Source organism: Pseudomonas sp. NFX1, from assembly GCF_051123555.1.
GTDB classification, from domain to species: domain Bacteria; phylum Pseudomonadota; class Gammaproteobacteria; order Pseudomonadales; family Pseudomonadaceae; genus Aquipseudomonas; species Aquipseudomonas capeferrum.
The window spans coordinates 4,904,903-4,929,683 of record NZ_CP169366.1; the positions used below are offsets into that span (position 1 = coordinate 4,904,903).

Consider the following 24,781-nt stretch of genomic DNA (forward strand, 5'->3'; position numbering starts at 1 on the left):
CATCATGAGCCTGTTGGCATCCCCCCTCGAATCCGTTGAAAGCGCAGTCATCTGGCTGCTGGTCGGCTTCTCCGTCGTCACCTGGGGCCTCGCCCTGGTCAAGGTCGTGCAGTTCGTGCGGCTGAAGCACCAGGACAAACGCTTCCACCAGCAATTCTGGGCAGCCTCGAGCCTGGACTCGGCCGCCGAGATCAGCCACGAGCTGCCTGGCCCGGCCGCTCGCGTCGCGCAGTCCGGCTATGCCGCCATTGCCGTGGGCGATACCACCCAGGCCAACGACCTCAGTCACGCCATCAATCACCAGGACCGCCTCGAACGCGCCCTGCGCCAGCAGATCGTGCGCGAGCGCCGTTCGCTGGAAACCGGCCTGGCCGTGGTCGCCAGTATCGGCAGTACCTCGCCCTTCATCGGCTTGTTCGGCACCGTGTGGGGCATCATGGAAGCGCTCAAGGGCATCAGTGCGGCAGGTTCTGCCAGCCTCGAAACTGTGGCCGGGCCTATCGGCGCGGCGCTGGTGGCCACGGGTGTGGGTATTGCGGTCGCGGTGCCTGCGGTGCTGGTCTACAACTACTTCCTGCGTCGCCTGAAGCTGACCGCCGCAGACCTCGACGACTTCGCCCATGACTTCTACAGCCTGGCGCAGAAGAGTGCCTTCCGGGTACTGGTGCACCCGGCGGTGCACAAGGCCCAGGCCGGGTTTACCCAGCCAGTGAAGGAGGCGTCCTGACATGGCCTTTTCGACCCAGGACAGCGACGAAGTCCTCAGTGAAATCAACGTCACGCCGCTGGTGGACGTCATGCTGGTGCTGCTGGTGGTGTTCATTGTCACCGCGCCACTGCTGACCAACGCCATCCCCATCAACCTGCCCAAGACCGAGGCGGTGGCCCCGGTGGAGCAGAAGGACCCGCTGGTGGTGAGCATCGACGGGGCCGGCAAGTTGTTCATCAACAAGGACGAGATCCAGCCGGACCTGCTGGAGACCAACCTCAAGGCGGCCAAGGCCAAGGACGCGCAAGTGCGTGTGCAATTGCAGGCCGACGACGGCGTGAACTACGGCGAAGTCGCGCGTGCCATGGCGGCGATCGAACGTGCGGGCATCAGCAAGCTGGCGGTGATCACCGCGCGCTGATATCCGGCAACCCTCTTCAGGCAAGTACGCTCTGTGAGCGTTTATGGGCCACATCTCTTGGCAGGGGTTGGCCCTTTTTTTTGGTTGTTGATCGGTACCAGAAAACAACTTTTGGTTATTAATAAATAGCTTCTTATTCCTTTACGAATATAACTGCCTCCCTATACTGGTCTCCAAGCACGCAAACTTACTGGAGGCGTCCCCATGCGCAATGAGTCTATTCGCTACCTGATTGTGCCGGGCTGGCAAGGATCGCCAGACAACCATTGGCAGAGTCATTGGCAGCGCACCCTGCCCAACAGCGCCCGGGTCGAGCAGCACGACTGGCTGACCCCGCAACGGCGCGATTGGGTGCAGGCCCTGGAACAGGCGATCACCGCCGAACGCTCGCCGGTGATCCTCATCGCCCACAGCCTGGGCTGCATCACCGTCGCCCACTGGGCCGCCGAGGCCAGCCCGGCGATGCTGCGCCAAGTGCGTGGCGCGCTGCTGGTGGCGCCTGCGGATGTCGAGCGGCCGACCTGCGCACCGGCCCTGCGCAACTTCGCGCCGATCCCGATGCAGGCGCTGCCGTTCCCAAGCCAGGTGGTCAGCTCCGACAACGACCCGGCAGTGAGCGTGCCGCGTGCACTGCACCTGGCCCAGGCCTGGGGTGCTGAAGCGGGGTTGCTGACCAATGCCGGGCACATCAACGTCAAGTCCGGCCACGAGCGCTGGGAACAAGGCTTCGCCTACCTGTATCGCCTGCAGAGCCGGGTCGAGCAGCGCGCACTGCGCCGCGCCTGATCGCCCCTACTGATTACCGTTAGCCTGACGCCCGGCCATCGAAGGCCTGGGGCGGGAGTTCGTCATGACCTTTCAAAACCCGTTTGGCCAGCCGCTGCTGACCTTCCCCGAGCTGGACAAGAGCCCGCTGAGCATTCGTGCCAAGGCCCTGGTGTTCATCGACCCCCGTTCGCAACAGCTTCGCCAAGACCTCGAACGCCTGGCGCCACTGCCCTTGCCTGTGCTGATTCGTGGCGAGACCGGTACCGGCAAGGAGTTGCTGGCGCGGCAGATTCATCGCGCCAGTGACCGCAGCGGGCTGTTCGTGTCGGTCAACTGCGCGGCCATCAGCCCGACCTACGCCGACGCCGAATTGTTCGGCTACAGCGCTGGTGCCCACAGCGGCACTGCCAGCAGCCGCGCCGGGTGGTTCGGTTCGGCCAACGGCGGCACCCTGTACCTGGACGAGATAGCCGACTTGCCGCTGGAGATCCAGAGCAAGCTGCTGGCCGCGCTGGAAAACCGCGAGGTGACCCGCGTCGGCGCGCAGCAGCCTCAGCCTGTGGATGTGCGCCTGGTGGCGGCGACCAGCATCGACCTGGCGCGGGTGGTGAAGGCCGGCAGGTTCAATGAGCGCCTGTACCAGTACCTGCGCGAGGGCGCGCTGGAACTGCCCCCCTTACGCGAGCGCCGTGGCGATATTCTGCCGTTGGCCGAGTACTTTGTGGGTATCTACACCGCCCGCCTGCAACGCTCTGTGCCGCTGATCAGCGACGCGGCCCAGCAGGTGCTGGAAGCCCATGCCTGGCCCGGCAACACCCGCGAGCTGGAGAACGTCATCCACTTCGCCCTGCTGGTGAATGACAGCGAAGAGATCCAGCCGGAGGACCTCGACCTGCCCAACCCTGCGCGTTAGACAGCGCTCATAAGCAAAGGCGGTGATGGCAGTTTGTTTTTGGAATAAGCAGCTAATTAAAAGATATTGTTGCGGTATAAGAAATCTCGGTATTGTCCGCTTCACGCTCACCCCACACGGGCAGGGCATCCGACTTCGCCATCGCAGATGGCCCAGATTCAGAACAAGGACCACCATGAAGAAGACCCTGCTGACCACTGCCCTGGCCGCCGCCCTGTCGCTCGCTGGCCTGGCCAATGCCGCCGAAAAGCTGGTGGTGGCTGCCACTCCGGTGCCGCATGCCGAGATTCTCGAGCTGATCAAGCCGACCCTGGCCAAGGAAGGCGTGGACCTGCAGATCAAAGTATTCACCGACTACGTGCAGCCCAACGTGCAGGTTGACCAGAAGCGTCTGGACGCCAACTACTTCCAGACCCTGCCGTACCTGCAGAACTTCAACGAGGGCAAAGGCACCCACCTGGAAACCGTGGTTGGCGTGCACGTCGAACCGTTCGGTGGCTACTCGAAGAAGGTCAAAAGCCTGAGCGAGCTGAAGGAAGGCGCCACCGTTGCCATCCCTAACGAGGGCAGCAACAGCGGCCGTGCCCTGCTGCTGCTGCAGAAGGCTGGCCTGATCACACTGAAAGATCCGAAAAATGCCTTGGCGACCCCGAAAGACATCGCCACGAACCCGAAGAAGCTGAAATTCCGCGAGTTGGAATCGGCCATGCTGCCGCGTGTGCTGGATCAGGTTGACCTGGACATGATCAACACCAACTACGCCCTGGAAGCCGGCCTGAACCCGGCCAAGGATGCGCTGGTGATCGAAGGTGCCGATTCGCCGTACGTGAACTTCCTGGTGGCTCGCCCGGACAACAAGGACAGCGAGGCCATCCAGAAGCTGGCCAAGGCCCTGACCAGCCCGGAAGTGAAGGAATTCATCGCCAAGAAATACAGCGGTGCGGTACTGCCGGCGTTCTGATCCGGTTGTAGCCCCAAGCCTGAAAACGCCGACACGTTCATGTCGGCGTTTTTGTTTGTGCGCGTGACAAGGGCAAAGTTAACCTGTGATATGCATATTCGATAAAGGTATTTATTAAATATTTTTTAGATCATTAAAGTCTAGTGATCGTGCGCCGGGGCACACTGCAGACTTGTTCTACCCATGACCTTCGACATCGCATTCATCCTCAGCACCCTGCCGGCATTTCTCAAGGCCGTGGGTGTGACCTTGCAGGTAGGCCTGATCGCCATCGCCACCTCGACGCTGGTGGCCCTGATCAACGCCACGATCCTGGTATTGCGCACGCCATACCTGTGGCGCCTGGTAAAGGGCTATGTGGAGCTGGCGCGCAATACGCCGCTGCTGATCCAGCTGTTCTTCGTGTATTTCGCCTTGCCCAGCCTGGGCCTGAAAATTTCCGGTTTTACCGCAGCGATCCTCACCATGACCTTCATGGGCGGTGCCTACCTGACCGAGGTGCTGCGTGCCGGTGTCGAGGCGGTGCCGCGGGCGCAGTTGGAGTCCGGGCGCTCCATCGGTCTGTCCGAAGGCCAATTGCTGCGGCATGTGATCCTGCCCCAGGCCACTGTCCTCAGCCTGCCCGCGCTGTTCGCCAACTTCATCTTCCTGCTCAAGGAAACCACCGTCGTTTCCGCCGTGGCCGTACCCGAGATCCTCTACACCACCAAGAACTACATCGCGTTGTACTACAAGACTTATGAAATGCTCGCCGTGCTGACCTTGCTCTGCGTGCTGCTGTTCCTGCCGCTGTCGTTGCTGCTGCGGTACCTGGAAAGGAGGCTGCAGCATGGCCAGTTCGGCGCCTGAACTGTTGCTGGTGTCGCTGCCGCAACTGGCCGGCGGTGCCGCGCAGACCTTGGCTATTTCGGCATTGGGCATCCTCTTCGCGACCTTGGGCGGCGTGCTGTATGGCGTGCTGGCCAGCCTTGGCAACCGTGGCCTGAACCTCGCCCTGCAAATCTATCTGGAGCTGTTTCGCGCCATCCCCGTGTTGGTTTGGCTGTACTTGGTGTTTTTCGGCCTGCCGATCTTCTTCGCCCTGAGCATTCCCAGTTTCTGGTGCGCGGTGCTGGTGCTGGGCCTCTGGGGGGCCAGCGAAATCGGTGAGGTGGTGCGCGGTGCGCTGCATTCGCTGCCGCGTGGTCAACGTGAAGCCGGGCTGTCGATTGGCCTGTCCGGCTGGCAGTTGTATAGCTACGTACTGCTGCCCCAGGCACTCAAGCGCATGACCCCGCCGACCATCAACATCTACACGCGGATCATCAAGACCAGCTCGCTGGCGGTATTGATCGGCGTGGTCGAGGTGATCAAGGCCGGCCAGCAGATCATCGAGCGCACCTACGAGTCGGTGCTGATCTACGGCGCGTTGTTTCTGTTCTTCTTCATCATCTGTTATCCGCTGTCCGCCGCCTCGCACGTGCTGGAACGCCGTTGGGCACACGTATGAGCGCATTGATCGAATTTCAGGGTTTCAACAAGTTCTTTGGCGAGCACCAGGTGCTCAAGGACGTCGACCTCCAGGTGCACGCCGGCGAAGTGGTGGTGGTGCTGGGGCCCAGTGGCTGCGGCAAGAGCACCTTGCTGCGCTGCCTGAATGGCCTTGAACACGCCCACAGTGGCCAACTGCGCCTGGATGGCCAGGCACTGCTCGACCCGCGCACCGACTGGCGCCAGGTGCGCCAGCGGGTTGGCATGGTGTTCCAGAGTTACCACCTGTTCGGCCACATGAATGTGATCGACAACCTGCTGCTTGGCCCGCTCAAAGTGCAAAAGCGCGAGCGGGCCGAAGCGCAGGCCCAGGCCGAGGCGTTGCTGGCGCGGGTGGGCCTGCTGGACAAGCGCGATGCCTTCCCCCGGCAGCTGTCTGGCGGCCAGCAGCAGCGCATCGCGATTGTCCGCTCGCTGTGCATGAACCCCGAGGTGATGTTGTTCGATGAAGTCACAGCGGCCCTCGACCCGGAAATGGTCAAGGAGGTGCTGCAGGTGATTCAGGGCCTGGCCCGCGACGGCATGACCTTGCTCATCGTCACCCACGAAATGGCCTTCGCTCGCGCGGTGGCCGACCGCATCGTGTTCATGGAGGCCGGCAGGGTCCTTGAACAGAGCGACCCCGAGAGCTTCTTCACCCGACCGCAGACCGCACGCGCGCAGCAGTTCCTGGAGAAATTCTCCTTTGTAGAAAGCCTGCCGAAGACACTGCACAAGGAACTGTCATGAAAACTGCCAACTTCACCAAACTGCTGGCGCCGTTGTTCGGCCTGGCCTTGCTGGCCGGCTGCAACAAGGCCGAAGAACCCCCCAAACCCGCGGCGGCCTCACCTGCAACCAGCTACCTGGAAACCATCAAGGCCCGCGACAAGCTGATCGTCGGCGTGTTCACCGACAAACCGCCGTTCGGCTTCGTCGATGAAAAGGGCCGCTACGTGGGCTTCGATACAGACATCGGTCGCCGTCTGGCCAAGGACCTGCTGGGCGATGAAAACAAAGTCGAATTCGTTGCCGTGGAGCCGGCCAGCCGTATTCCGTTCCTGCAGAGTGACAAGGTCGACCTGATCCTTGCCAACATGACCGTGACCCCGGAGCGCAAGGAAGCGGTGGACTTCACCAACCCCAACCTGCGTGTCGCCGTGCAGGCCATTGTTGCCGACGGCAGCGCGGTGCAGAAGCTCGACGACCTGGCCGACAAGACCATCATCGTCACCACGGGCACCACGGCCGATATCTGGCTGACCAAGCACCACCCGGACTGGACGCTGCTCAAGTTCGAGAAGAACAGCGAGTCGCTGCAAGCGCTGGCCACGGGCCGTGGCGATGCCTATGCCCAGGACAACCTGATTCTGTTCAGCTGGGCCAAGCAGAACCCAGGCTACCGCGTGCTGCCTGAGCTGCTGGGCGACGAGGCACCGATTGCGCCGGCGGTGAAGAAGGGCAACACCGAGTTGCGCGACTGGGTGAATGCGGAGCTGGCCAAGCTGGGCGAGGAGAAGTTCCTGCTCAAGCTGTATGACCAGTATGTGCGCAAGGAGCTGAGCGACGACACCAAGCCTGAGAGCGTGATTGTCGAAGGCGGCAAGTGGCAGGGTTGATCGGCTAACGGGGCCGCACAGCGGCCCTTACTCAGCCGGCACCAATTTCAAGGTGCTCTGCGCCGGTATCACGCCCATCTGTGCCTTCTGATACTGCCCCTCGATATAGCCCTCGGCCTGATCCGCATAATGCTGGTCAAACGGCACGCCACTTTGCCCAACCGGGTTGCTCGTCAATGCCTGCCCCGCATCGGCAAAGTCGATCAGCCTTCGCGTCGAAGGCCCATAAGTCACCGGCCATGGCGCCGGCCCGATCTTCGCCGACAGATTGTTGGGCACCTCATGCGTGCCTGGCGCGGCAAACGGGCCGACGTTGAACAGCAGGTTCAGCGGCTTTTTCACGCCGAGCGGATGGTTATGGGTCAAGGTATGGGCCTTGCCCCATTGCCAACTGGCCGGGTCGCTGCCCAGGGTATCGCGCAGGTGCTTCAAGCTCTTCTGCCAGGCGATGCGCACGATTGCCGCGCGGTCGGTACGTTCGTTGGCACCTCGGGTGCTCCACCAGGGCGACGCGGCATCCGCTGCCAGGCGGGGCAGGGCGGCATCGATGGCACGGGTGCTGATCAGCACCGGGAACCAGGTGTCGCCCAGTTCGTCATGCAGGGCAGCGAATGCCAGTTCATAGAGAAACTGGTTGAACAGCGTCGCGCTGGTCGAGTCCAGAGGGTAGTCACCGGCCCAGGCGGCCAGTTGCTCGACCAGCTCTTTTTCCTCGTCGCCCTCGGCCACCGCGCGCAGCGTCGCCAGCAACGGGGCAAGGGTGCGCGGGCCATAATCGCTGTTGGTGTCCAGCTGCAAGGCCTGGCTGTTCTGGGTGTCCCACTTCACGTCAGGGTTGGCCAGGTGGCGGTCGAGCTGGCGGCCGCGGTCCGGCAAGTTGTAGTAGCCCGGGACGGGAACGGCCGAGGGCGGCTGATAGTTGGCCGAGACGATGTAGCCGCGTGCCGGGTTCTCTTGCTGCGGGTTGGTACTGAAGGGGTAGAAACCGAGCTTGTCCGCCTGTGGGCTGGCGCCATCGAGGATGAACGTCGGGTTGACGCCTTGCGGGCGGATCGGCAGTTGTGCCGCTGCCCACCAGCCGATATCGCCACGGGCATTGGCCCAGACGAAGTTCAGCCCAGGCGCCTGAACCTTGGCGGCGGCCTCGCGCATCTTGCCCAGGGTGTCGGCGCGGTTGAGCTGGTAGAACCCGTCGAGAATCGGGTTTTCGGTTTCAAGAAAGGCCCACCACATGGCCACCGGCGTGGTCCCGGCGCTGGCGCCCAGTACCTCGTTGACGATCGGGCCATGGGGCGAGCGGCGCAGGCTGATGGTGACCGGAGCCTCGCCTTTGACGGCAATGGTCTGTTCAGTCTTTTCCAGTGTTTGCCATGTGCCGTCGATCATCACCTGGTCGCTGTTGGCGGGGTTGGTCCGTTCGGCGATCAGGTCGACGTCATCGTTCTGGAACATGGTCAGGCTCCAGCCGAAGTCGCGGTTGTGCCCGAGCAGTGCGAAGGGGTTCAGGGCCTGGAAGTAGCCGTAGAGGTTGAACCCGGGCGCCGACAGTTCGGCCTCGTACCACACCGCCGGCACTGCGAAACTGATGTGCGGGTCACCGGCCAGCAGGGGCTTGCCGCTGCGGGTATGGCTGCCGGAAACGGCCCAGGCGTTGCTGCCTTCGAACTGCGGGATACCGGCGTCGTTCAGGGCGTCATGGCTGAGCCGGGCAAGTGCCTCCAGGCTGCGCCAGTCGGCGGCGGCCAAGGGGCTAGCCAAGGCACCCTCGGGCTGCCAGTCGAGGTCGAAGATCTTCAGGTACTGCGGGCCAAGCTGGTCGCGGATGTAGGTCAATGCCGGCTCGGTACGGAACGCGGCGGCGAAACTGTAGGCCAGGTAGCCGGCGATGCTGAGGGTGTCTTCGGCAGTGAACGGACGTGGGGTAATGCCCAGCAGGTCGAATTCGATTGGCTTGGGGTGGCTGGCCTGCCAGCTTTCGATGCCTTCAAGGTAGGCTTGCAGGGCCTGCCAGGCGGGCGATTGGCGGTCCAGCCGCTGCACCATCAGTGCCGCCTGATCGCGGATGCGCAGGCTGCGGAACAGGGTATCGGTGGGCAGCAGTTTGTCGCCGAGCACCTCGGCCAGCTCGCCTCGGGCCAGGCGGCGCATGATCTCCATCTGGAACAACCGGTCCTGGGCATGCACGTAGCCCAAGGCGCGGTACAGGTCCTGTTCGTTCTGCGCCTGCAGGTGCGGCACGCCGCGCCCGTCGTAGCGCACACTGACCGGCGCCTGCAGGCCGGCGATCAGCACCTCGCCCTCGCGTTGCGGCAGCTTGCCGTGCACGTACCAGTAACCGGCGCCAGCGGCCACGGCGATCACCACGGCCAACAGGGTCAGGCTGCGCTTCATCGAGACTCCTTGTGCATTAGAACGGAAACTGTGGTCCGATCATCGACGGATTCGCGAACAGAGCATAGCCCTCGAAAGGAGTTTCCATGTCCCTCAGCGAAAAACAGAAAATGCTCAGCGGCCAGCTCTACCACGCTGGCTGCCCCGAGCTGCAGGCCGAGCAGATTGCCAACAAGCACTGGATGCACCGCTACAACAACAGCTTCGAACTGCTCAACGACGCACGTCACAGCCTGCTGGCCGAGCACTTTGGCCAAGCCGGCGAAGGCACGGTGATCCGCCCGCCGTTCTATTGCGACTACGGCTACAACATCAACGTTGGCAGCAATACGTTCATGAACTTCAACTGCGTGATCCTCGATGTGCTGCCGGTGCACATCGGCGACGATTGCCAGATTGGCCCGGCGGTGCAGATCTACACCGCCGACCACCCATTGGACCCTGAGCTGCGCCGCACCGGCCTTGAAAGCGGCCGGCCGGTAACCCTCGGCAATAATGTGTGGATTGGCGGCGGGGCGATCATCTTGCCGGGGGTGACCATTGGCGACAACGCGGTGGTCGGCGCGGGCAGCGTGGTGACGCGTGATGTGCCCGCGGGTGCAGTGGTGGTGGGTAACCCGGCGCGGGTGCGTCAGGCGCCCCAAGGGCAGTAGCAACCCACCGCCAGAGTGTTGGAGGCGGTCACTGGGCGGCCGTCGAGCAACGCCTTGATAATCGGCTCGATGAAGCTGTTGCTGGCGTTGCACACCGCGCCCTCGCTGTAGGGGCCGAAGTAGGCCAGGTGGCCTTGCCGGTCCCAAATGGCCACGGCCGGGGAGGCGGGCAGGTGTTCGCTGCCAGGAAGGCTGGCGAGGGGCTTGAGGGCAGTGAGGTTCGCCGGTAGCTGGCCGTGGCTGCCGGGCTTTTGCAACACATGGAAAGTGACGCCCTGGCCTGTGAACTGGCTGACCAAGTCGCCCAGGTGTTGTTGGTTACCGACATTGCACGGGCAGGCCGGGTCCCAGAAGTGCACGACGCGGATCGGCCCGGGGCCGGCCAGTTCGGGGGGCAGTTGCAGTTGGCTGCCGTCGAACAGGGTGGCCTGGTTGTCGAACGTGCGCAGGTAGCGGGCCTGGAAAGCGTCGTAGGCCAGCCACAGGGTGAGGATGCAGAGCAACAGGGCAAGCAGTTTGATGACGCGAGTATTCATGAGGGTGTCCGCGGGCCTTTGTAGGAGCGGCCTTGCGTCGCGAACGGGGTGCGGAGCAGCCCCAGGATTTCAGCTTCGCCGCCGACAATGCCGGGGCTGCTCCGCACCCCGTTCGCGACGCAAGGCCGCTCCTACAAGGACCGATGCCAGGCATTGGTAAGTGACCAAGCTTGCCACGTTGAGGCTCAGAGCTGAATATCACAGATCAATACTCGCTTCGCTCTGGATGTACCCGATGCCCGCTGCCTTGCTCCCCGACCTTCTGCGCGCCAGCCTGGCGCCCTTGACCGATCGCCAGCCGTTGTCGGCGCAGGGTCGGGATTACCAGCATTTCTACGGCCTGGATCTGCCCGTACAGCGCTGGCTGGGTGGCTTCCAGGCGGCTGGGTTCGATGTGGTCGGGCAAGTCTGGCTACCGCCGCAGCCGGTGGCTACCGTATTCCTGCTGCATGGCTATTACGACCACATGGGCCTCTACCGGCATGTGATCGAGTGGGCGCTGGGCCAGGGCTACGCGGTGATCAGCTGCGACCTGCCCGGGCATGGCCTGTCCAGTGGTGAGCGGGCCAGCATCAGCGACTTCTCGCTGTATCAGCAGGTGCTCGATACCCTGTTCGAGCAAGCACGCAGGCTGGACCTGCCGCGCCCATGGCACCTGTGCGGGCAGAGTACGGGTGGCGCCATCGTGGTCGACCACCTGTTGCACCGGGGCGAGCAAAGCCCGGCCGACGGGCAGGTGATCCTGCTTGCACCGCTGGTGCGGCCCAGTGCCTGGCGGTGGTCGAAGTTCAGCTACTGTGTGCTGCGCCATTTCGTCAACGGTATCGAACGGCGGTTCAGTGAGAACACCAATGACCCGGCATTCCTGACGTTCCTGGAGGCCGACCCGCTGCAACCGCGCCGCCTCCCGACCGCATGGGTCGGTGCACTGATCGCCTGGGTCAAGCGCATAGAAGCGGCGCCACGCAGCACGCGGCGGCCCTTGATCGTGCAGGGTGAGGCGGATGGCACGGTAGACTGGCCCTACAACCTCGAAGTGCTCAAGGCCAAGTTCACCGAGCCGCAGATCCTGATGCTGCCCGACGCGCGGCACCACCTGGCCAATGAACTGCCCGGCATTCGCCAGCGTTACTTCGCCTTCATCGACCAGCGCCTGGGCTGATCACTTGAGGTCGGCAGCGCTCTGGCCCACCGCCAGCCCCGCGCGCACCGCTGCCAGTGCCGCCTGGTAATACGCCTTGCCTTCGGTCGACTCGGCGAAGGTGGCAAACGCTTCAAGCTCAGCGTCGGACAAGTCGCGGTAGACATACAGCAGGGTATTGTTGAGGTCTTCGCCGATCTGGTTCATCAGCCGCTGGCGCTGGCCGTCGAGCAGGCCCTGGGCCTGACCGCCGCCGAACAGGCCGGGGATCATCGAGCTGAGGCTGTCGGCGGCGACGCCGGCAATCGCCAGGCTGACTTCGGCACCCGCTTCGCGGGCTGGCAACGCCTGGGCCAGGTGGCCGATGAGCAGCACGCGGTCGTCGCTGGCCTGGATCTTCGGCAGGCCCTTGGCATGCTTGGCCAATTGGTCCTTGCGCGTGGCCTGCAGTTCGGCGGCCACCACCTTGCGGCCCAGCGGCGACTGGAAGAAGGCCAGCGCGGGTGCGGGGTTGTTCAGGGTGGCGCGCAGTTGCGCCTGGGCACGACGGTCCACGGCCTGGGCCTGGAAGCGCTGATTGCTGTTGTTGACCAGCGCTTGGTATACCGCAGGCGGCAGGCTGTTGCGATAGCGTTCCTGGGCGGCGCTCAGGGCATCGTTGAAGTGGGCGCGCTGGTCGGGCCAGCCGGCGGCCTTGTACAGTTGATCCAGGTTGTCTGCCCAGACAGGCATGGCGCAGATCATCAGCAGAATCAGGGAAAACAGACGGCGCATTCAGGACTCCTGTCGGCAGGCTGCCATTGTCCTTGTCCCAGCGTCGGTTTGTCGAGATACCCGCGCGCTTCTCAGCCAAGTGGCGCTGTGCGAGTGAAAGGCTAATGGATATGATGCGCGCCATGCACACCTCCCCTGAACACCCGATGCTTGCGGCCGTCGTCGACGATCTGGCCACCCATGGCTGGTCCCAGCAGGCGCTCTTTCTGCCTGCCGACCTGGTGCGCGCGCTGGCGGCCGAGTGCCGGCGCCGTGATGCCGAAGGCGAACTCAACCCGGCTGGGGTCGGGCGCGGGGCTTCACAGGAGGTACGCGAGGCGATCCGCGGCGACCAGATCCAGTGGATCGACCCCGGCCAGGCCGCAGCCTGCGACCAGTACCTGGCAGCCATGGACCAGCTGCGCCTGGCCATCAACCAGGGGCTGTTTCTCGGCCTGGAAGACTTCGAATGCCATTTCGCCCTGTATCCACCAGGGGCGTTCTACCGCCGTCACCTGGATCGCTTCCGTGACGATGACCGGCGCATGGTCTCGGCGGTGTTCTACCTGAACGAAGGCTGGCAGCCGCAGGATGGCGGCCAGTTACGCATGTTCCTGGCCAATGGTGTCGAGCACGATGTGCAGCCTGTGGCCGGCTGCCTGGTGGTGTTTCTGGCGGGCGATGTGCCCCATGAGGTGTTGCCGGCCGGGCGTGAGCGCCTGTCATTGACCGGCTGGTTCCGCAGGCGTGGCAATGACCCGTTCTGAGCTGCCCAAAGTACTCGTCAGCGCTTGCCTGCTGGGGCAGCCGGTGCGCTATGACGGCCGCGCCAGTGGCCACCCGGGCCTGTTGCAGTGCTGGCAGGGCGAAGGGCGGGTGGTGCCGTTGTGCCCGGAAGTGGCCGGCGGCCTGCCGACCCCGCGCCCGCCTGCGGAGATCCCCGGCGGGCAGGGCAGCGAAGTGCTCGACGGCCAGGCACAGGTGTTGACGGTGACCGGTGAGGACGTCAGCGACGCCTTCCTGGCGGGTGCTCAACTGGCATTGGCGCTGGTGCGCCGGCACGGGATTCGGGTCGCGGTGCTCAAGTCCGGCAGCCCCTCGTGCGGTAATCGCCTGACCTACGATGGCACCTTCAGTGGGGTGAAGGTGCCGGGGGAAGGGGTGACCACAGCCTTGCTGCGGCGCGAGGGGGTGCTGGTGTTCAGTGAGCTGGAGCTGGATGAAGCGCAGCAGGCGCTGGCGAACGTGTAGGCGCGGTCACTGGCCTGCAGCCGTCTCCTGCACACCCTTGAACCACTTCTGCTCAAGCTCCGCTGTGCGCCCGCTGTCCTTGAGGCGCTGCAAGGCGTTGTTCACCGCGCTCTCGAATGCCGGGTTGTCCTTCTGGAACGGGATGACCAGCTTTTTCTCGCCAAAAGGCTGGCTCAGGTCGAACGGTGTATCGGCTTTGGGCGCGTTGTCCGACGGGGTCAGGGTGATGTCGTACTTGCCGCTTTCGACACCTGGCAGCACTTCGGCCGCAGGCGTTTCGATGAACTCGGCACGCAGGTCCAGTTGCTTGGCCAACGCTTGGCCGAAGTCGATTTCAAAGCCCGTCAGGTGGTCGTTTTCCTTGAACGCATACGGCGAGTTGTCGGCCTGCACGGCAATGCGCAGTTCGCCCCGGTCGGCGATTTCGTCGATCAGCTCGGCTTGAGCCAATGGCGTGATCAGTACTGCCAGCAGTACACCTATGGTCGAACGCATGTAATGCCCCTTTTTCCTTTGGCAATTGAATAACTTTCGCCACGACTTTCTTCCTCGTCGTGGTCGAGCGCAGCCTATGACCTTGAAGCCTTGGCGAGGTTTAACCCTAACTGAAATATTTCTCTTTGTGGGCTATGGTGAACTACCGCCGCCGATCGTTTGCAGGTGGCGGTCAATAAGTGAATCACAGGAGAAGTGAATGAACAGCCTATTTTCGCGTGCTGCCGTAGCCGGTCTGCTGATGGGGGCCTCGGTGTTCGCCAGTGCCGCGGATGCCCTGAAGAGCCAGGAGCCGCCCAAGGATGCCAAGGTCTTCATCGTTTCTCCCGCCGATGGCGCAACGGTCGACAAGACCTTTACCGTGAAGTTCGGCATCGAGGGCATGGGGCTAAAACCTGCGGGTGACCAGACCCCGCATACCGGGCATCACCATTTGCTGGTGGATGTCGACAAGCAGCCGGTGGCCGACATGCCGCTGCCAACCAGCCTGATGCCGGAGAACAACGCGCCGCTGCCGGCCGGCCCGCAAGTGCTGCACTTCGGCAAGGCACAAACCGAGGCGACCATTACCCTGACGCCGGGCAAGCACACCTTGCAGCTGGTGCTGGGTGACCAGTATCACGTGCCGTTCAAGCCGAGCGTCGAATCGAAGAAGGTCACTGTCACTGTGAAAGAGTGAAAAAAGGCCTGCGCAGCAGGCCCAGGATCCAAACGAAAAAGGGAGGCCACCAGGGCCTCCCTTTTTCATGATGCAGTGAAACTTAGAACAGTACGCGGGAGCGGATGGTGCCCTTGACGTGCTGCAGTTTCTCTTGCGCCAGGTCCGAGTATTCGGCGTCGACGTCGATTACCACGTAACCCACTTTCTCGTTGGTCTGCAGGAACTGACCGGAGATGTTGATGCCGTTCTCGGCGAAGACCTTGTTGATCTCGCTGAGCACGCCCGGGATGTTTTCGTGGATGTGCAGCAGGCGGTGTTTGCCTGGGTGCGCCGGCAGGGCAACTTCCGGGAAGTTGACCGAAGACACCGAAGTACCGTTGTCGCTGTACTTGACCAGCTTCTCGGCAACTTCCAGGCCGATGTTGGCCTGGGCCTCGGCGGTGGAACCACCGATGTGCGGGGTCAGGATCACGTTGTCCAGGCCGCGCAGCGGGCTTTCGAACTCTTCGTCGTTGGAGCGCGGCTCGACCGGGAATACGTCGATGGCGGCGCCGATCAGGTGCTTGTCCTTGATCGCGGCGGCCAGGTGATCCAGCTCGACCACGGTGCCGCGGGCGGCGTTGATCAGGATCGAACCCTTCTTCATCGCGCGGATTTCCTTCTCGCCGATCATCCACTGGGTGGATGGCAGCTCAGGCACGTGCAGCGACACGATGTCGGCCAGGCCCAGCAGCTCGTGCAAGCTGGCGACCTGTACAGCGTTGCCCAGCGGCAGCTTGGTCAGCGGGTCGAAGAAGTAGACCTGCATGCCCAGGTTCTCGGCCAGGACCGACAGTTGGGTGCCGATCGAGCCGTAGCCGACGATGCCCAGCTTCTTGCCGCGGATCTCGAAGGAATTGGCCGCGCTCTTGATCCAGCCGCCACGGTGGCAGGAAGCGTTCTTCTCAGGGATGCCGCGCAGCAGCAGGATGGCTTCGGCCAGCACCAGCTCGGCCACCGAACGGGTGTTGGAGTACGGTGCGTTGAACACGGCGATACCGCGCTCGCGGGCCGCTTCCAGGTCGACCTGGTTGGTACCGATGCAGAAGCAGCCAACCGCGACCAGCTTCTTCGCACAGTCGAAGATCTCTTCGGTCAGTTGCGTGCGCGAACGGATGCCGATGAAGTGGGCATCGGCGATCTTTTCCTTCAGCTCGGCTTCCGGCAACGAACCAGTGAGGTATTCGATGTTGGTGTAGCCGGCAGCCTTGAGGGTATCGACCGCGTTCTGGTGCACACCTTCAAGAAGAAGGAACCTGATCTTGCTCTTGTCGAGAGAAGTCTTGCTCATCTGCGTAAACCTGTATCCCGGAGAAAAAATGGCGAGGGGTGATGCTAGGCGCGGCATCGGCCTTAGCATGAACAGCGGGAGGGCTATGCTAGCATACGCGACACAATCTGAGCTTATCCCGACAGGTGAAGAGTGCTCAGGGTGACTATGAATAAGTCGAGAGTTCCAGCGATGAACCACCCCGCTGTTATTGATGAACTGATGACCCTTGTCGACCCTGGCAAGGTCCTGACCGACGCGGCTTCCCTCGAAGCCTATGGCAAGGACTGGACCAAGCATTACCCGCCCGCGCCGACTGCCATTGTGTTGCCCAAGACTGTCGAGCAAGTGCAGGCGATTGTGCGCTGGGCCAATGCGCACAAGGTGGCCTTGGTGCCATCTGGTGGGCGCACCGGGCTTTCCGGTGGCGCGGTGGCCGCCAATGGTGAAGTCGTGGTCGCCTTCGACTACATGAACCAGATTCTCGATTTCAATGCCTTCGACCGCACCGTGGTCTGCCAGCCAGGGGTGATCACGCGGCAGCTGCAGGCCTATGCCGAAGAACAGGGCTTGTATTACCCGGTGGACTTCGCTTCCAGCGGCTCCAGCCAGATTGGCGGCAACATCGGTACCAATGCCGGCGGGATCAAGGTCATTCGTTACGGTATGACCCGCAACTGGGTGGCCGGGCTGAAAGTGGTCACCGGCAAGGGCGAGCTGCTGGAACTGAACAAAGACCTGATCAAGAACGCCACCGGCTACGACCTGCGCCAGCTGTTCATTGGCGCCGAGGGTACGCTGGGCTTCGTGGTCGAGGCGACCATGCGCCTGGACCGCGCCCCGCGCAACCTCACCGCGATGGTGCTGGGCACGCCGGACTTCGACTCGATCATGCCGGTGCTGCATGCCTTCCAGGGCAAGCTCGACCTGACCGCCTTCGAGTTCTTCTCCGACAAGGGCCTGGCCAAGATCATGGGCCGTGGCGACGTGCCGGCGCCGTTCGAGACCGATTGCCCGTTCTATGCGCTGCTGGAGTTCGAGGCCAGTACCGAGGAGGTCGCCAACGAAGCCTTGGCTACCTTCGAGCACTGCGTCGAGCAGGGCTGGGTGCTGGACGGGGTGATGAGCCAGAGCGAAACCCAGTTGAAGAACCTGTGGAAGCTGCGCGAGTACCTGTCCGAAACCATCTCGCACTGGACGCCGTACAAGAACGACATTTCCGTCACCGTGTCGAAAGTGCCTGCGTTCCTGCGTGATATCGACGCCATCGTCGCAGAGCATTACCCGGATTACGAAGTGGTCTGGTACGGCCATATCGGCGACGGCAACCTGCACCTCAACATCCTCAAACCCGACGCCATGAGCAAGGATGACTTCTTTGCCTCGTGCGCCAAGGTCAACAAGTGGGTGTTCGAGATCGTCCAGCGCTACAACGGCTCGATCTCCGCCGAGCATGGTGTGGGCATGACCAAGCGTGACTACTTGGGCTACAGCCGCTCGCCCGAAGAAATCGCCTGCATGAAGGCAATAAAGGCCGTTTTCGACCCTAACGGCATCATGAATCCGGGTAAGATCTTCGCACCTGAATAAAAAGCAGTATCCAGAGGAGTCGGCCATGAGTTACCAGCACCAGTACGTAGACGGCACGCGCATTCACTTCCCCTTGGGCAAGGTGGTGTGCATCGGCCGCAACTATGCCGAGCATGCCAAGGAACTGGACAACCCGATCCCCAGCGAGCCGTTGCTGTTCATCAAGCCGGGTAGCTGCGTGGTGCCGCTGGAAGGTGGTTTCAAGATCCCGACCGACCGTGGCGTTGTGCACTACGAGGCCGAAATCGCCGTGCTGATTGGCAAGCCGCTGTCGACCAAGCCGAGCGAAGAGGAGGTGCTCGACGCCATCTCCGGTTTCGCCCCGGCACTCGACCTGACCCTGCGCGATGTGCAGGCCAAACTCAAGGAAAAGGGCCTGCCGTGGGAGCTAAGCAAGAGCTTCGACGGTGCCTGCGTGCTGCCGCCGTTCGTTTCGGCGTCCAGTTTCGAGGACGTGACTGACATCCCGGTGCGCCTGACCCTCAATGGCGAAGTGGTGCAGGACGGCACCAGCGCGATGATGCTCAACCCGATCGTGCCGATCATCCAGCACATCGCTGCGCAGTTCTCGCTGCAGGCCGGTGACGTGATTCTGACCGGTACACCCGCTGGCGTAGGCCCGTTCAATGTCGGTGATGAGCTGGTGTTGGAACTGCCGGGTGTCAGCCGCTTCGAAAGCCGGGTGCTCTAACCTGGCACCGCCTTGTGTAGGAGCGGCCTTGCGTCGCGAACGGGCCGCAAAGCGGCCCCTCGATTTCAGCGTCGCCGCCAATACCCGGGGCTGCTTCGCACCCCTTTCCGACCGGTCCGGCGCCCCGGCAAGGCCGCTCCTACACACACACACACACCGATGTAACCTGGCGGGTTTTTACCGTTTTTTCACACGGTATCTGGATAATGCGCAAACCTTCGCCCATTCACCCAGGATAACTCTGCATGGCATTGCCTTCCGGCGCCCCCGTTTCTGCAAAGCCCAAGCGACGCTTCTACCTGCGCTGGCCCTTTGGCCTGGCAGTTGCTGCGGTCATCGGCTATGGCGTCGCCGTGGCCATGCACTGGGACGACCGCGGGGCACTGTGGGTCCAGGAAAGCTTTGAAAGCACGGCCGAGCAGAGCGAGAGCGTGTGGTTGCCGGCCTACCAGGTCGATATCGACGCCAAACCCCTGCCAGGTATGGACGATGACGAAGCCTCGGACATCGCCTTCAACCCGCAAACCCGCACCCTGTTCGCCGTCATGGGCAAGAACCCGTTCCTGGTCGAGCTGAGCCTGGACGGCAATGTGCTGCGCCAGATCCCGCTGCAGGGCTGGAACAACCCGGAAGGGGTGGCGGTGATGGAGGGTGGGCACCTGGCGATCGTCGACGAGCGGCTGCACGACCTGACCGTGGTCAAGGTGGATGCGCACACCACGTCGCTCAACCACGACGATTTCCCAAGCTACGACCTGGGCAAGTCGGTGAAGAGCAACAAGGGCTTCGAAGCCGTGGCCTGGGACCCTTTGCGCCAACGCCTGGTGATCGGTGAAGAGCGCCCGCCCAAGCTGTACACCTGGAGCACCGATGGCCGTAGCCCGCTCAAGGGCGATAAACAGCCGCTGCCCAGTGATGAACTCGACCTGCGCAACCTTTCGGCCCTTGGCGTCGACCCGCGTACCGGGCACATGCTGGTGCTGTCGGCAGACTCCAACATGTTGCTGGAGCTGGATGAGCAGGGCCAGCAAGTGAGCTTCATGACCTTGCTGGGTGGTTTCAACGGCCTTGAAGACACCATTCCGCGTGCCGAAGGCGTGGCCATGGACGACAAGGGCAACCTGTACATGGTCAGCGAGCCGGCGCTTTTCTATCGTTTCAAGAAAAACTGACACGATCATCTGATTTTTCGGATGATGGCATTAAGCTTTAGTTCAGTTGTTCGTGGTTAGATTCGCCACCCCTTCGTCGAGTCTGCCTCAAATGCGTCGTTTTCTTCGCCTGTCACTGATCCCGGTCTTCATTGGCCTGCTCTTGCTCGGTTGGGCCGGGCAAGAGTTTCGCCTGTTCGAGCGGGGCTGGTTCAACCTCAAGACCTGGTGGCAGCCTGCCGAACAAGGCATTGGCCTGGACCGCTATCGGGTAGTGGTCGAGGCGCAGCCTGTCGAGGGGCTGGATGACGACATTTCGGCCCTGACCTACGACCCCGACCGCAAGACCCTGTTCACCGTCACCAATGCACGCTCGGAGCTGATCGAGCTGTCGCTGGACGGCCGCATCCTGCGGCGGGTGCCGCTGACCGGCTTCGGCGACCCGGAAGCGGTGGAGTACGTGGGGCCCAACAGCTATGTGATCACCGATGAGCGCCAGCAGCGGCTGATTCGCGTGCGCCTTGACGACGACACGCTGTTCCTCGATGCCGGCGATGCCGAGCAGTTGACCTTGGGCATTGGCCTGAACGGCAACAAGGGCTTCGAGGGGTTGGCTTACGACTCGGCCGGTAAGCGCTTGTTCGTGGCCAAGGAGCGTGACCCGATGCTGATCTACGAAGTGCATGGCTTCCCGCATGAAAACCCCGAGCAGCCTTATGCCGTGAATGTGGTGCAGGATCGCAAGCGTGATTCGCGGTTGTTCGTACGGGATCTGTCCAGTTTGCAGTTTGATGAACGCAGCGGCCATCTCCTGGCGTTGTCGGACGAATCGCGGCTGGTGCTGGAGCTGGACGTGAAGGGCAGGCCACTGAGCACCCTGTCATTGCGCAAGGGGTACCAGGGGTTGAAGCAGACGGTGCCGCAGGCGGAAGGGATCGCGATGGACGAGGCCGGGACCATTTACCTGGTCAGTGAGCCGAACTTGTTCTATGTGTTCAAACAGCCGGCAGATTGATTGGCCTTGAGGGCCGCTTCGCGGGGCAAAGCCCGCCCCACGGCCGCCCCGCTGGATTGAAGGGGCGGGGATCTGTGGGCGCGGCGGTGCGGCGATCGGACTTGCCCCGTGAAGGAGGGGTTACTCGGCCTTCAGGCTCTGCACGCCTTCAGCGGTGCCCAGCAGCAGCAGGTCCGCCGGACGTGCCGCGAACAGCCCGTTGGTGACCACGCCGACGATCGCATTGATCTGCGCTTCCAGCTCGACCGGGTTGGTGATCTGCAGGTTGTACACATCCAGGATCACGTTGCCGTTGTCGGTCAGCACGCCTTCGCGGTACACCGGGTCACCGCCCAGTTTGACCAGCTGGCGCGCCACGTGGCTGCGGGCCATCGGGATCACTTCGACCGGCAGCGGGAAGGCGCCCAGCACCGGCACCAGCTTGCTGGCGTCGGCAATGCAGATGAAGGTCTTGGCCACGGCCGCGACGATCTTCTCGCGGGTCAGGGCCGCGCCACCGCCCTTGATCAGGTTCAGGTGCGCGTCGCTCTCGTCGGCACCGTCCACATAGAACTCCAGCTCGCTGACGCTGTTCAGCTCGTAGACCGGGATACCATGGCCCTTCAGACGCTGGGCAGTGGCCTCGGAGCTGGCGACCGCGCCGTCGAAGGCGGTCTTGTGCTGAGCCAGGGCGTCGATGAAGAAGTTGGCGGTCGAACCGGTACCGACGCCGACGACGCTCTTTTCATCCAGCTTGGGCAGAATGAAGTCGACAGCGGCCTGGGCGACGGCCTGTTTGAGTTGGTCCTGGGTCATGCGGGCTCCGAGAGGGGCGGGGGAGGTTTCAAAGGGGCTTAGTATAACGGCTTGCGCGGCTTTGCTGTGGTCGCCCGACGTAGCGCTGGGGTAGACTCGCAGCCCTTGTCCTGCGGCCAGTGATGCTTTCCCGATGCTCGAACAGTACGTCAAGAAGATCCTCACCTCGCGCGTCTACGACGTCGCTGTCGAAACCCCGCTGCAAAGCGCCGGGCAGCTGAGCAAGCGCCTGGGCAACCAGATTTTGCTCAAGCGTGAAGACCTGCAGCCGGTGTTCTCGTTCAAGATCCGTGGGGCGTACAACAAGCTGGCGCAATTGAGCCCGGAAGAACTGGCCCGCGGTGTGGTCACCGCTTCGGCTGGCAACCATGCCCAGGGCCTGGCCCTGGCGGCCCGCGAGCTGGGCATCAAGGCCACGATCGTGATGCCCAAGACCACCCCGGAGATCAAGATCGAAGGCGTGCGTTCGCGTGGCGGCAAGGTGGTGCTGCATGGCGATTCGTTCCCCGAGGCGCTGGCCTACTCGCTGAAGCTGGTCGACGAAAAGGGCTTCGTCTATATCCACCCTTATGACGACCCGCACACCATCGCCGGCCAGGGCACCGTGGCCATGGAAATCCTGCGTCAGCACCCAGGCCGGCTGGACGCGATCTTCGTGCCGGTCGGTGGCGGCGGCCTGATCGCCGGTATCGCCGCCTACGTGAAGTACCTGCGCCCGGAAATCAAGGTGATCGGCGTCGAGCCGGACGACTCCAACTGCTTGCAGGCCGCGATGGCAGCGGGCGAGCGCGTGGTGCTGCCGCAGGTCGGGCTGTTCGCCGACGGTGTGGCGGTGGCGCAGATCGGCCAGCACACGTTCGATATCTGCCGCCTGCACGTGGATGAGGTGGTTACCGTCAGTACTGATGAGATCTGCGCAGCAATCAAGGATATCTACGACGATACCCGCTCGATCACTGAGCCTGCCGGGGCCCTGGGTGTTGCCGGCATCAAGAAGTATGTCGAGCTGTACGGTGTGTCCGGCCAGACCCTGGTCGCCATCGATTCGGGCGCCAACGTCAACTTCGATCGCCTGCGCCATGTGGCCGAGCGGGCCGAACTGGGCGAGAAGCGCGAGGCGATCATCGCCGTCACCATCCCCGAGCGCCCTGGCAGCTTCAAGGCCTTCTGCGAAGCGATCGGCAAACGCCAGATCACCGAATTCAACTACCGCAAGCACACCTCCGACGAGGCGCATATCTTCGTCGGCGTGCAGACCCACCCGGACAACGACCCGCGCGCGGTGCTGGTGCAGCAGTTGATCGAGCAGGGCTTCCCGGTCACCGACCTGACCGACAACGAACTGGCCAAGCTGCACATCCGGCACATGGTCGGTGGCCATTCGGCCGGTGCCAGTGATGAGATCGTGCTGCGCTTCGAGTTCCCGGAGCGCCCGGGTGCGTTGTTCAACTTCCTCAACAAACTGGGCGGGCGCTGGAATATCTCGATGTTCCACTACCGTAACCACGGCGCGGCCGACGGGCGTGTGGTGGCGGGGCTGCAGGTACCGGAGGACGAGCGCCACCTGGTGCCGGCGGCCTTGGCGAAGATCGGCTACCCGTATTGGGACGAGACCGAGAACCCGGCTTACCGGCTGTTTCTGGGCTGAGCGGCTAAGCTGGGGCTGACGGCCTGCACAAGGACAATCGAAACATGGAACACCTGACCACACTCAAAACCTTGCACATCCTTGCCACCGCGCTGCTGCTTCTGGGCGCGCTGGGCCTGGCGGTCTGGACGGTTCGCGCCCGCAGGCTGGGTGATGTCGAGGCTTACGGCAAATTGCTGCGGCGGCCGCTGGTGTTCGTCTGGCTGGTCATGGGCCTGTGCCTGGTGAGCATGCCGTTCACGGGCTGGTGGCTGGTGCACCTGGTGGGTTGGCCGCTGGGGCAGACCTGGGTGCTGGCCTCCAGCGTCATCTATACCTTCGGGGCATTGGCGGTGTGGTGGCTGCTGGTGCGCTTGAATCGGCTGCGCAAGGCTGAGGTGGTGGGGTTGCGGTTTACCTTGGCCTTGGCGGTGTTCAGCGGGGTGTGCTTCCTGTCGATTGCCGGGCTGATGGGCGCCAAGCCGGTCTGAACCTGCCGGCCGCTTCGCAGGTATCCGCCAAGCGGCCGGCACAGAAAAACATCAATCCCTCAGCGAAATTACCGGCCACCCGCGCTGCTGCGCCTCCGCCTGCAGGTTAGGGTCCGGGTCCACCGCCACCGGGTGGGTTACCTGCTGCAGCAACGGCACGTCATTCATCGAGTCGCTATAGAAATAGCTGTCTGCCAGGTCATAGTCGTTTTCCAGCATCCAGCGCTGCAACCTCGTCACCTTCCCTTCACGGAAACACGGTATATCGGTACTGCGCCCGGTAAAGCGGCCATCACGGGTTTCGCATTCGGTCGCCAGCAGGGTGCGCACGCCCAGGCGGCGGGCAATCGGCGCGGTCACGAAACGGTTGGTGGCGGTGATGATCACCAGTTTGTCGCCCGCTTCGCGGTGCTGCTGCAGCAATGCCAGGGCCTTGGGCAGGATGATCGGCTCGATGCAGTCGCGCATGAAATCGCGGTGCCACGCGTCGAGCTGGGCCGTAGGCGTTGCCGCGAGAATCTCCATGGAAAAGGCCAGGTAGGCCTGCAGGTCCAGGGTGCCGTGCAGGTAGTCCTGGTAGAAGGCATCGTTGCGTTGTTTGTAGGCAACCGGGTCGAGGATGCCGCGCTCACACAGATAGTCACCCCAGGCATGGTCGCTGTCGCCACCGAGGAGGGTATTGTCCAGGTCGAATAAAGCCAGGCGCATCGCGTTCACTCGCATCAGCCACAGGGTAGGCCCGCAGAATACGGAGTTTTCACCTCGCTGCACATAAGCTTGGCGGGCGCGTTGCTGCGCTCGCAGGCTTTGTGGAACAATGCGGTGACATGCGTTTGCGAGGTTGCTGCCGTGATCGACCCGGATGGTTTTCGCCCCAATGTCGGGATCATTCTCACGAATGATGCCGGGCAGGTGCTATGGGCTCGACGGATCAACCAGGATGCCTGGCAATTCCCCCAGGGTGGTATCAACCCTGACGAGACGCCGGAAGATGCCCTGTACCGCGAGCTGAACGAAGAAGTTGGCCTTGAACGCGATGATGTGGAAATTCTTGCCTGCACCCGCGGCTGGTTGCGTTATCGTTTACCCCAGCGTCTGGTGCGTACGCACAGCCAGCCGCTGTGCATCGGCCAGAAACAGAAGTGGTTTCTGCTGCGTCTGGTCAGCAATGAACAAAGGGTACGGATGGACCTGACGGGCAAGCCGGAGTTCGACGGCTGGCGCTGGGTCAGCTATTGGTACCCGCTGGGCCAGGTTGTGACATTCAAGCGCGAGGTCTACCGTCGCGCCCTGAAAGAGCTAGCACCGCGTCTGCTGACGCGCGACTGACG

The 24,781-nt window shown here is 62.9% G+C and carries 28 protein-coding genes; 21 read left to right on the plus strand and 7 right to left on the minus strand.

Annotated elements, in window-relative coordinates:
- Positions 1 to 4: 4 nt before the first annotated feature.
- From DJ563_RS22100 to DJ563_RS22140, 9 genes are all read left to right on the plus strand, one after another.
- Positions 5 to 727, plus strand: a complete 723-nt coding sequence (locus DJ563_RS22100) for a MotA/TolQ/ExbB proton channel family protein (RefSeq protein ID WP_033702106.1) — start codon at positions 5 to 7, stop codon at positions 725 to 727.
- 1 nt (position 728) lies between these two features.
- On the plus strand, positions 729 to 1,130 hold the full coding sequence (locus tag DJ563_RS22105; protein ID WP_047582129.1) for an ExbD/TolR family protein: 402 nt from the start codon (positions 729 to 731) through the stop codon (positions 1,128 to 1,130).
- Between the two features lie 204 nt (positions 1,131 to 1,334).
- Positions 1,335 to 1,916 (plus strand): alpha/beta hydrolase, encoded by a 582-nt coding sequence (locus DJ563_RS22110; protein WP_434518330.1) that lies wholly within the window; start codon positions 1,335 to 1,337, stop codon positions 1,914 to 1,916.
- Between the two features lie 64 nt (positions 1,917 to 1,980).
- Positions 1,981 to 2,811: a sigma 54-interacting transcriptional regulator gene (locus tag DJ563_RS22115; RefSeq protein ID WP_274100289.1), complete on the plus strand. Its 831-nt coding sequence runs from the start codon at positions 1,981 to 1,983 to the stop codon at positions 2,809 to 2,811.
- 175 nt (positions 2,812 to 2,986) lie between these two features.
- A complete protein-coding gene (locus tag DJ563_RS22120; RefSeq protein ID WP_274100288.1) occupies positions 2,987 to 3,772 on the plus strand; it encodes a MetQ/NlpA family ABC transporter substrate-binding protein in 786 nt (261 codons plus the stop codon).
- Between the two features lie 183 nt (positions 3,773 to 3,955).
- Positions 3,956 to 4,621, plus strand: a complete 666-nt coding sequence (locus tag DJ563_RS22125) for an amino acid ABC transporter permease (RefSeq protein WP_274100287.1) — start codon at positions 3,956 to 3,958, stop codon at positions 4,619 to 4,621.
- Complete coding sequence (locus DJ563_RS22130; RefSeq protein ID WP_434518331.1) at positions 4,602 to 5,261, plus strand: amino acid ABC transporter permease; 660 nt, start codon at positions 4,602 to 4,604, stop codon at positions 5,259 to 5,261. Before DJ563_RS22125 ends, DJ563_RS22130 begins: the two co-directional genes overlap by 20 nt.
- A complete protein-coding gene (locus DJ563_RS22135; protein WP_274100285.1) occupies positions 5,258 to 6,031 on the plus strand; it encodes an amino acid ABC transporter ATP-binding protein in 774 nt (257 codons plus the stop codon). The genes DJ563_RS22130 and DJ563_RS22135 overlap by 4 nt, the downstream gene beginning before the upstream one ends.
- Complete coding sequence (locus DJ563_RS22140) at positions 6,028 to 6,900, plus strand: transporter substrate-binding domain-containing protein (protein WP_274100284.1); 873 nt, start codon at positions 6,028 to 6,030, stop codon at positions 6,898 to 6,900. Before DJ563_RS22135 ends, DJ563_RS22140 begins: the two co-directional genes overlap by 4 nt.
- Before the next feature lie 27 nt (positions 6,901 to 6,927).
- Here the strand turns inward: DJ563_RS22140 and DJ563_RS22145 are convergent, their stop codons facing one another.
- On the minus strand, positions 6,928 to 9,291 hold the full coding sequence (locus DJ563_RS22145; protein WP_434518332.1) for a penicillin acylase family protein: 2,364 nt from the start codon (positions 9,289 to 9,291) through the stop codon (positions 6,928 to 6,930).
- An 86-nt stretch (positions 9,292 to 9,377) separates the two neighbouring features.
- On the opposite strand from DJ563_RS22145, the gene DJ563_RS22150 reads away from it, so the two are divergent.
- Complete coding sequence (locus tag DJ563_RS22150) at positions 9,378 to 9,944, plus strand: sugar O-acetyltransferase (RefSeq protein ID WP_033702094.1); 567 nt, start codon at positions 9,378 to 9,380, stop codon at positions 9,942 to 9,944.
- Here DJ563_RS22150 and DJ563_RS22155 read toward each other — a convergent pair.
- The gene (locus DJ563_RS22155) at positions 9,923 to 10,480 is read right to left on the minus strand and encodes a DUF6436 domain-containing protein (RefSeq protein WP_274100283.1); all 558 of its coding nucleotides are present in this window, start codon (positions 10,478 to 10,480) and stop codon (positions 9,923 to 9,925) included. The two genes, DJ563_RS22150 and DJ563_RS22155, sit on opposite strands and share 22 nt — an antisense overlap.
- A gap of 235 nt (positions 10,481 to 10,715) precedes the next feature.
- On the opposite strand from DJ563_RS22155, the gene DJ563_RS22160 reads away from it, so the two are divergent.
- Positions 10,716 to 11,642: an alpha/beta hydrolase gene (locus tag DJ563_RS22160; protein WP_033702090.1), complete on the plus strand. Its 927-nt coding sequence runs from the start codon at positions 10,716 to 10,718 to the stop codon at positions 11,640 to 11,642.
- Here DJ563_RS22160 and DJ563_RS22165 read toward each other — a convergent pair whose 3' ends face one another.
- On the minus strand, positions 11,643 to 12,395 hold the full coding sequence (locus tag DJ563_RS22165) for a DUF2059 domain-containing protein (protein ID WP_434518333.1): 753 nt from the start codon (positions 12,393 to 12,395) through the stop codon (positions 11,643 to 11,645).
- Positions 12,396 to 12,508: 113 nt separating this feature from the next.
- Here DJ563_RS22165 and DJ563_RS22170 point away from each other — a divergent pair, with 113 nt between their 5' ends.
- Both DJ563_RS22170 and DJ563_RS22175 read left to right on the plus strand, forming a co-directional pair.
- Positions 12,509 to 13,141 (plus strand): 2OG-Fe(II) oxygenase, encoded by a 633-nt coding sequence (locus DJ563_RS22170; RefSeq protein ID WP_033702087.1) that lies wholly within the window; start codon positions 12,509 to 12,511, stop codon positions 13,139 to 13,141.
- Entirely contained in the window at positions 13,128 to 13,625 is a 498-nt protein-coding gene (locus DJ563_RS22175; protein ID WP_274097555.1) for a DUF523 domain-containing protein, read from the plus strand. Before DJ563_RS22170 ends, DJ563_RS22175 begins: the two co-directional genes overlap by 14 nt.
- A gap of 6 nt (positions 13,626 to 13,631) precedes the next feature.
- Here DJ563_RS22175 and DJ563_RS22180 read toward each other — a convergent pair whose 3' ends face one another.
- Positions 13,632 to 14,120: a transporter substrate-binding domain-containing protein gene (locus DJ563_RS22180; protein ID WP_274097556.1), complete on the minus strand. Its 489-nt coding sequence runs from the start codon at positions 14,118 to 14,120 to the stop codon at positions 13,632 to 13,634.
- 199 nt (positions 14,121 to 14,319) lie between these two features.
- On the opposite strand from DJ563_RS22180, the gene DJ563_RS22185 reads away from it, so the two are divergent.
- Complete coding sequence (locus DJ563_RS22185) at positions 14,320 to 14,799, plus strand: DUF4399 domain-containing protein (RefSeq protein ID WP_047582145.1); 480 nt, start codon at positions 14,320 to 14,322, stop codon at positions 14,797 to 14,799.
- Positions 14,800 to 14,881: 82 nt separating this feature from the next.
- On the opposite strand, the gene serA is transcribed toward DJ563_RS22185, so the two are convergent.
- The gene (gene serA / locus DJ563_RS22190) at positions 14,882 to 16,111 is read right to left on the minus strand and encodes a phosphoglycerate dehydrogenase (protein WP_027592284.1); all 1,230 of its coding nucleotides are present in this window, start codon (positions 16,109 to 16,111) and stop codon (positions 14,882 to 14,884) included.
- 171 nt (positions 16,112 to 16,282) lie between these two features.
- On the opposite strand from serA, the gene DJ563_RS22195 reads away from it, so the two are divergent.
- The 4 genes from DJ563_RS22195 to DJ563_RS22210 all read left to right on the plus strand — a co-directional run bounded on the left by DJ563_RS22195 (position 16,283) and on the right by DJ563_RS22210 (position 20,537).
- Complete coding sequence (locus DJ563_RS22195) at positions 16,283 to 17,680, plus strand: FAD-binding oxidoreductase (protein ID WP_274097557.1); 1,398 nt, start codon at positions 16,283 to 16,285, stop codon at positions 17,678 to 17,680.
- Positions 17,681 to 17,705: 25 nt separating this feature from the next.
- The gene (locus tag DJ563_RS22200; RefSeq protein WP_274097558.1) at positions 17,706 to 18,371 is read left to right on the plus strand and encodes a fumarylacetoacetate hydrolase family protein; all 666 of its coding nucleotides are present in this window, start codon (positions 17,706 to 17,708) and stop codon (positions 18,369 to 18,371) included.
- 245 nt (positions 18,372 to 18,616) lie between these two features.
- Complete coding sequence (locus DJ563_RS22205) at positions 18,617 to 19,543, plus strand: SdiA-regulated domain-containing protein (RefSeq protein ID WP_434518334.1); 927 nt, start codon at positions 18,617 to 18,619, stop codon at positions 19,541 to 19,543.
- Between the two features lie 91 nt (positions 19,544 to 19,634).
- Positions 19,635 to 20,537, plus strand: a complete 903-nt coding sequence (locus tag DJ563_RS22210; protein WP_274097560.1) for an SdiA-regulated domain-containing protein — start codon at positions 19,635 to 19,637, stop codon at positions 20,535 to 20,537.
- Between the two features lie 120 nt (positions 20,538 to 20,657).
- Here the strand turns inward: DJ563_RS22210 and rpiA are convergent, their stop codons facing one another.
- Positions 20,658 to 21,332, minus strand: a complete 675-nt coding sequence (rpiA, locus tag DJ563_RS22215; protein ID WP_033702077.1) for a ribose-5-phosphate isomerase RpiA — start codon at positions 21,330 to 21,332, stop codon at positions 20,658 to 20,660.
- Between the two features lie 133 nt (positions 21,333 to 21,465).
- On the opposite strand from rpiA, the gene ilvA reads away from it, so the two are divergent.
- On the plus strand, positions 21,466 to 22,980 hold the full coding sequence (gene ilvA / locus DJ563_RS22220) for a threonine ammonia-lyase, biosynthetic (RefSeq protein ID WP_274097561.1): 1,515 nt from the start codon (positions 21,466 to 21,468) through the stop codon (positions 22,978 to 22,980).
- A 44-nt stretch (positions 22,981 to 23,024) separates the two neighbouring features.
- Positions 23,025 to 23,450, plus strand: a complete 426-nt coding sequence (locus DJ563_RS22225; protein ID WP_434518335.1) for a DUF2269 family protein — start codon at positions 23,025 to 23,027, stop codon at positions 23,448 to 23,450.
- Between the two features lie 51 nt (positions 23,451 to 23,501).
- Here the strand turns inward: DJ563_RS22225 and DJ563_RS22230 are convergent, their stop codons facing one another.
- Entirely contained in the window at positions 23,502 to 24,158 is a 657-nt protein-coding gene (locus DJ563_RS22230) for an HAD family hydrolase (protein ID WP_274097563.1), read from the minus strand.
- Positions 24,159 to 24,299: 141 nt separating this feature from the next.
- On the opposite strand from DJ563_RS22230, the gene DJ563_RS22235 reads away from it, so the two are divergent.
- Complete coding sequence (locus DJ563_RS22235) at positions 24,300 to 24,779, plus strand: RNA pyrophosphohydrolase (RefSeq protein ID WP_003249017.1); 480 nt, start codon at positions 24,300 to 24,302, stop codon at positions 24,777 to 24,779.
- Positions 24,780 to 24,781 lie beyond the last annotated feature (2 nt).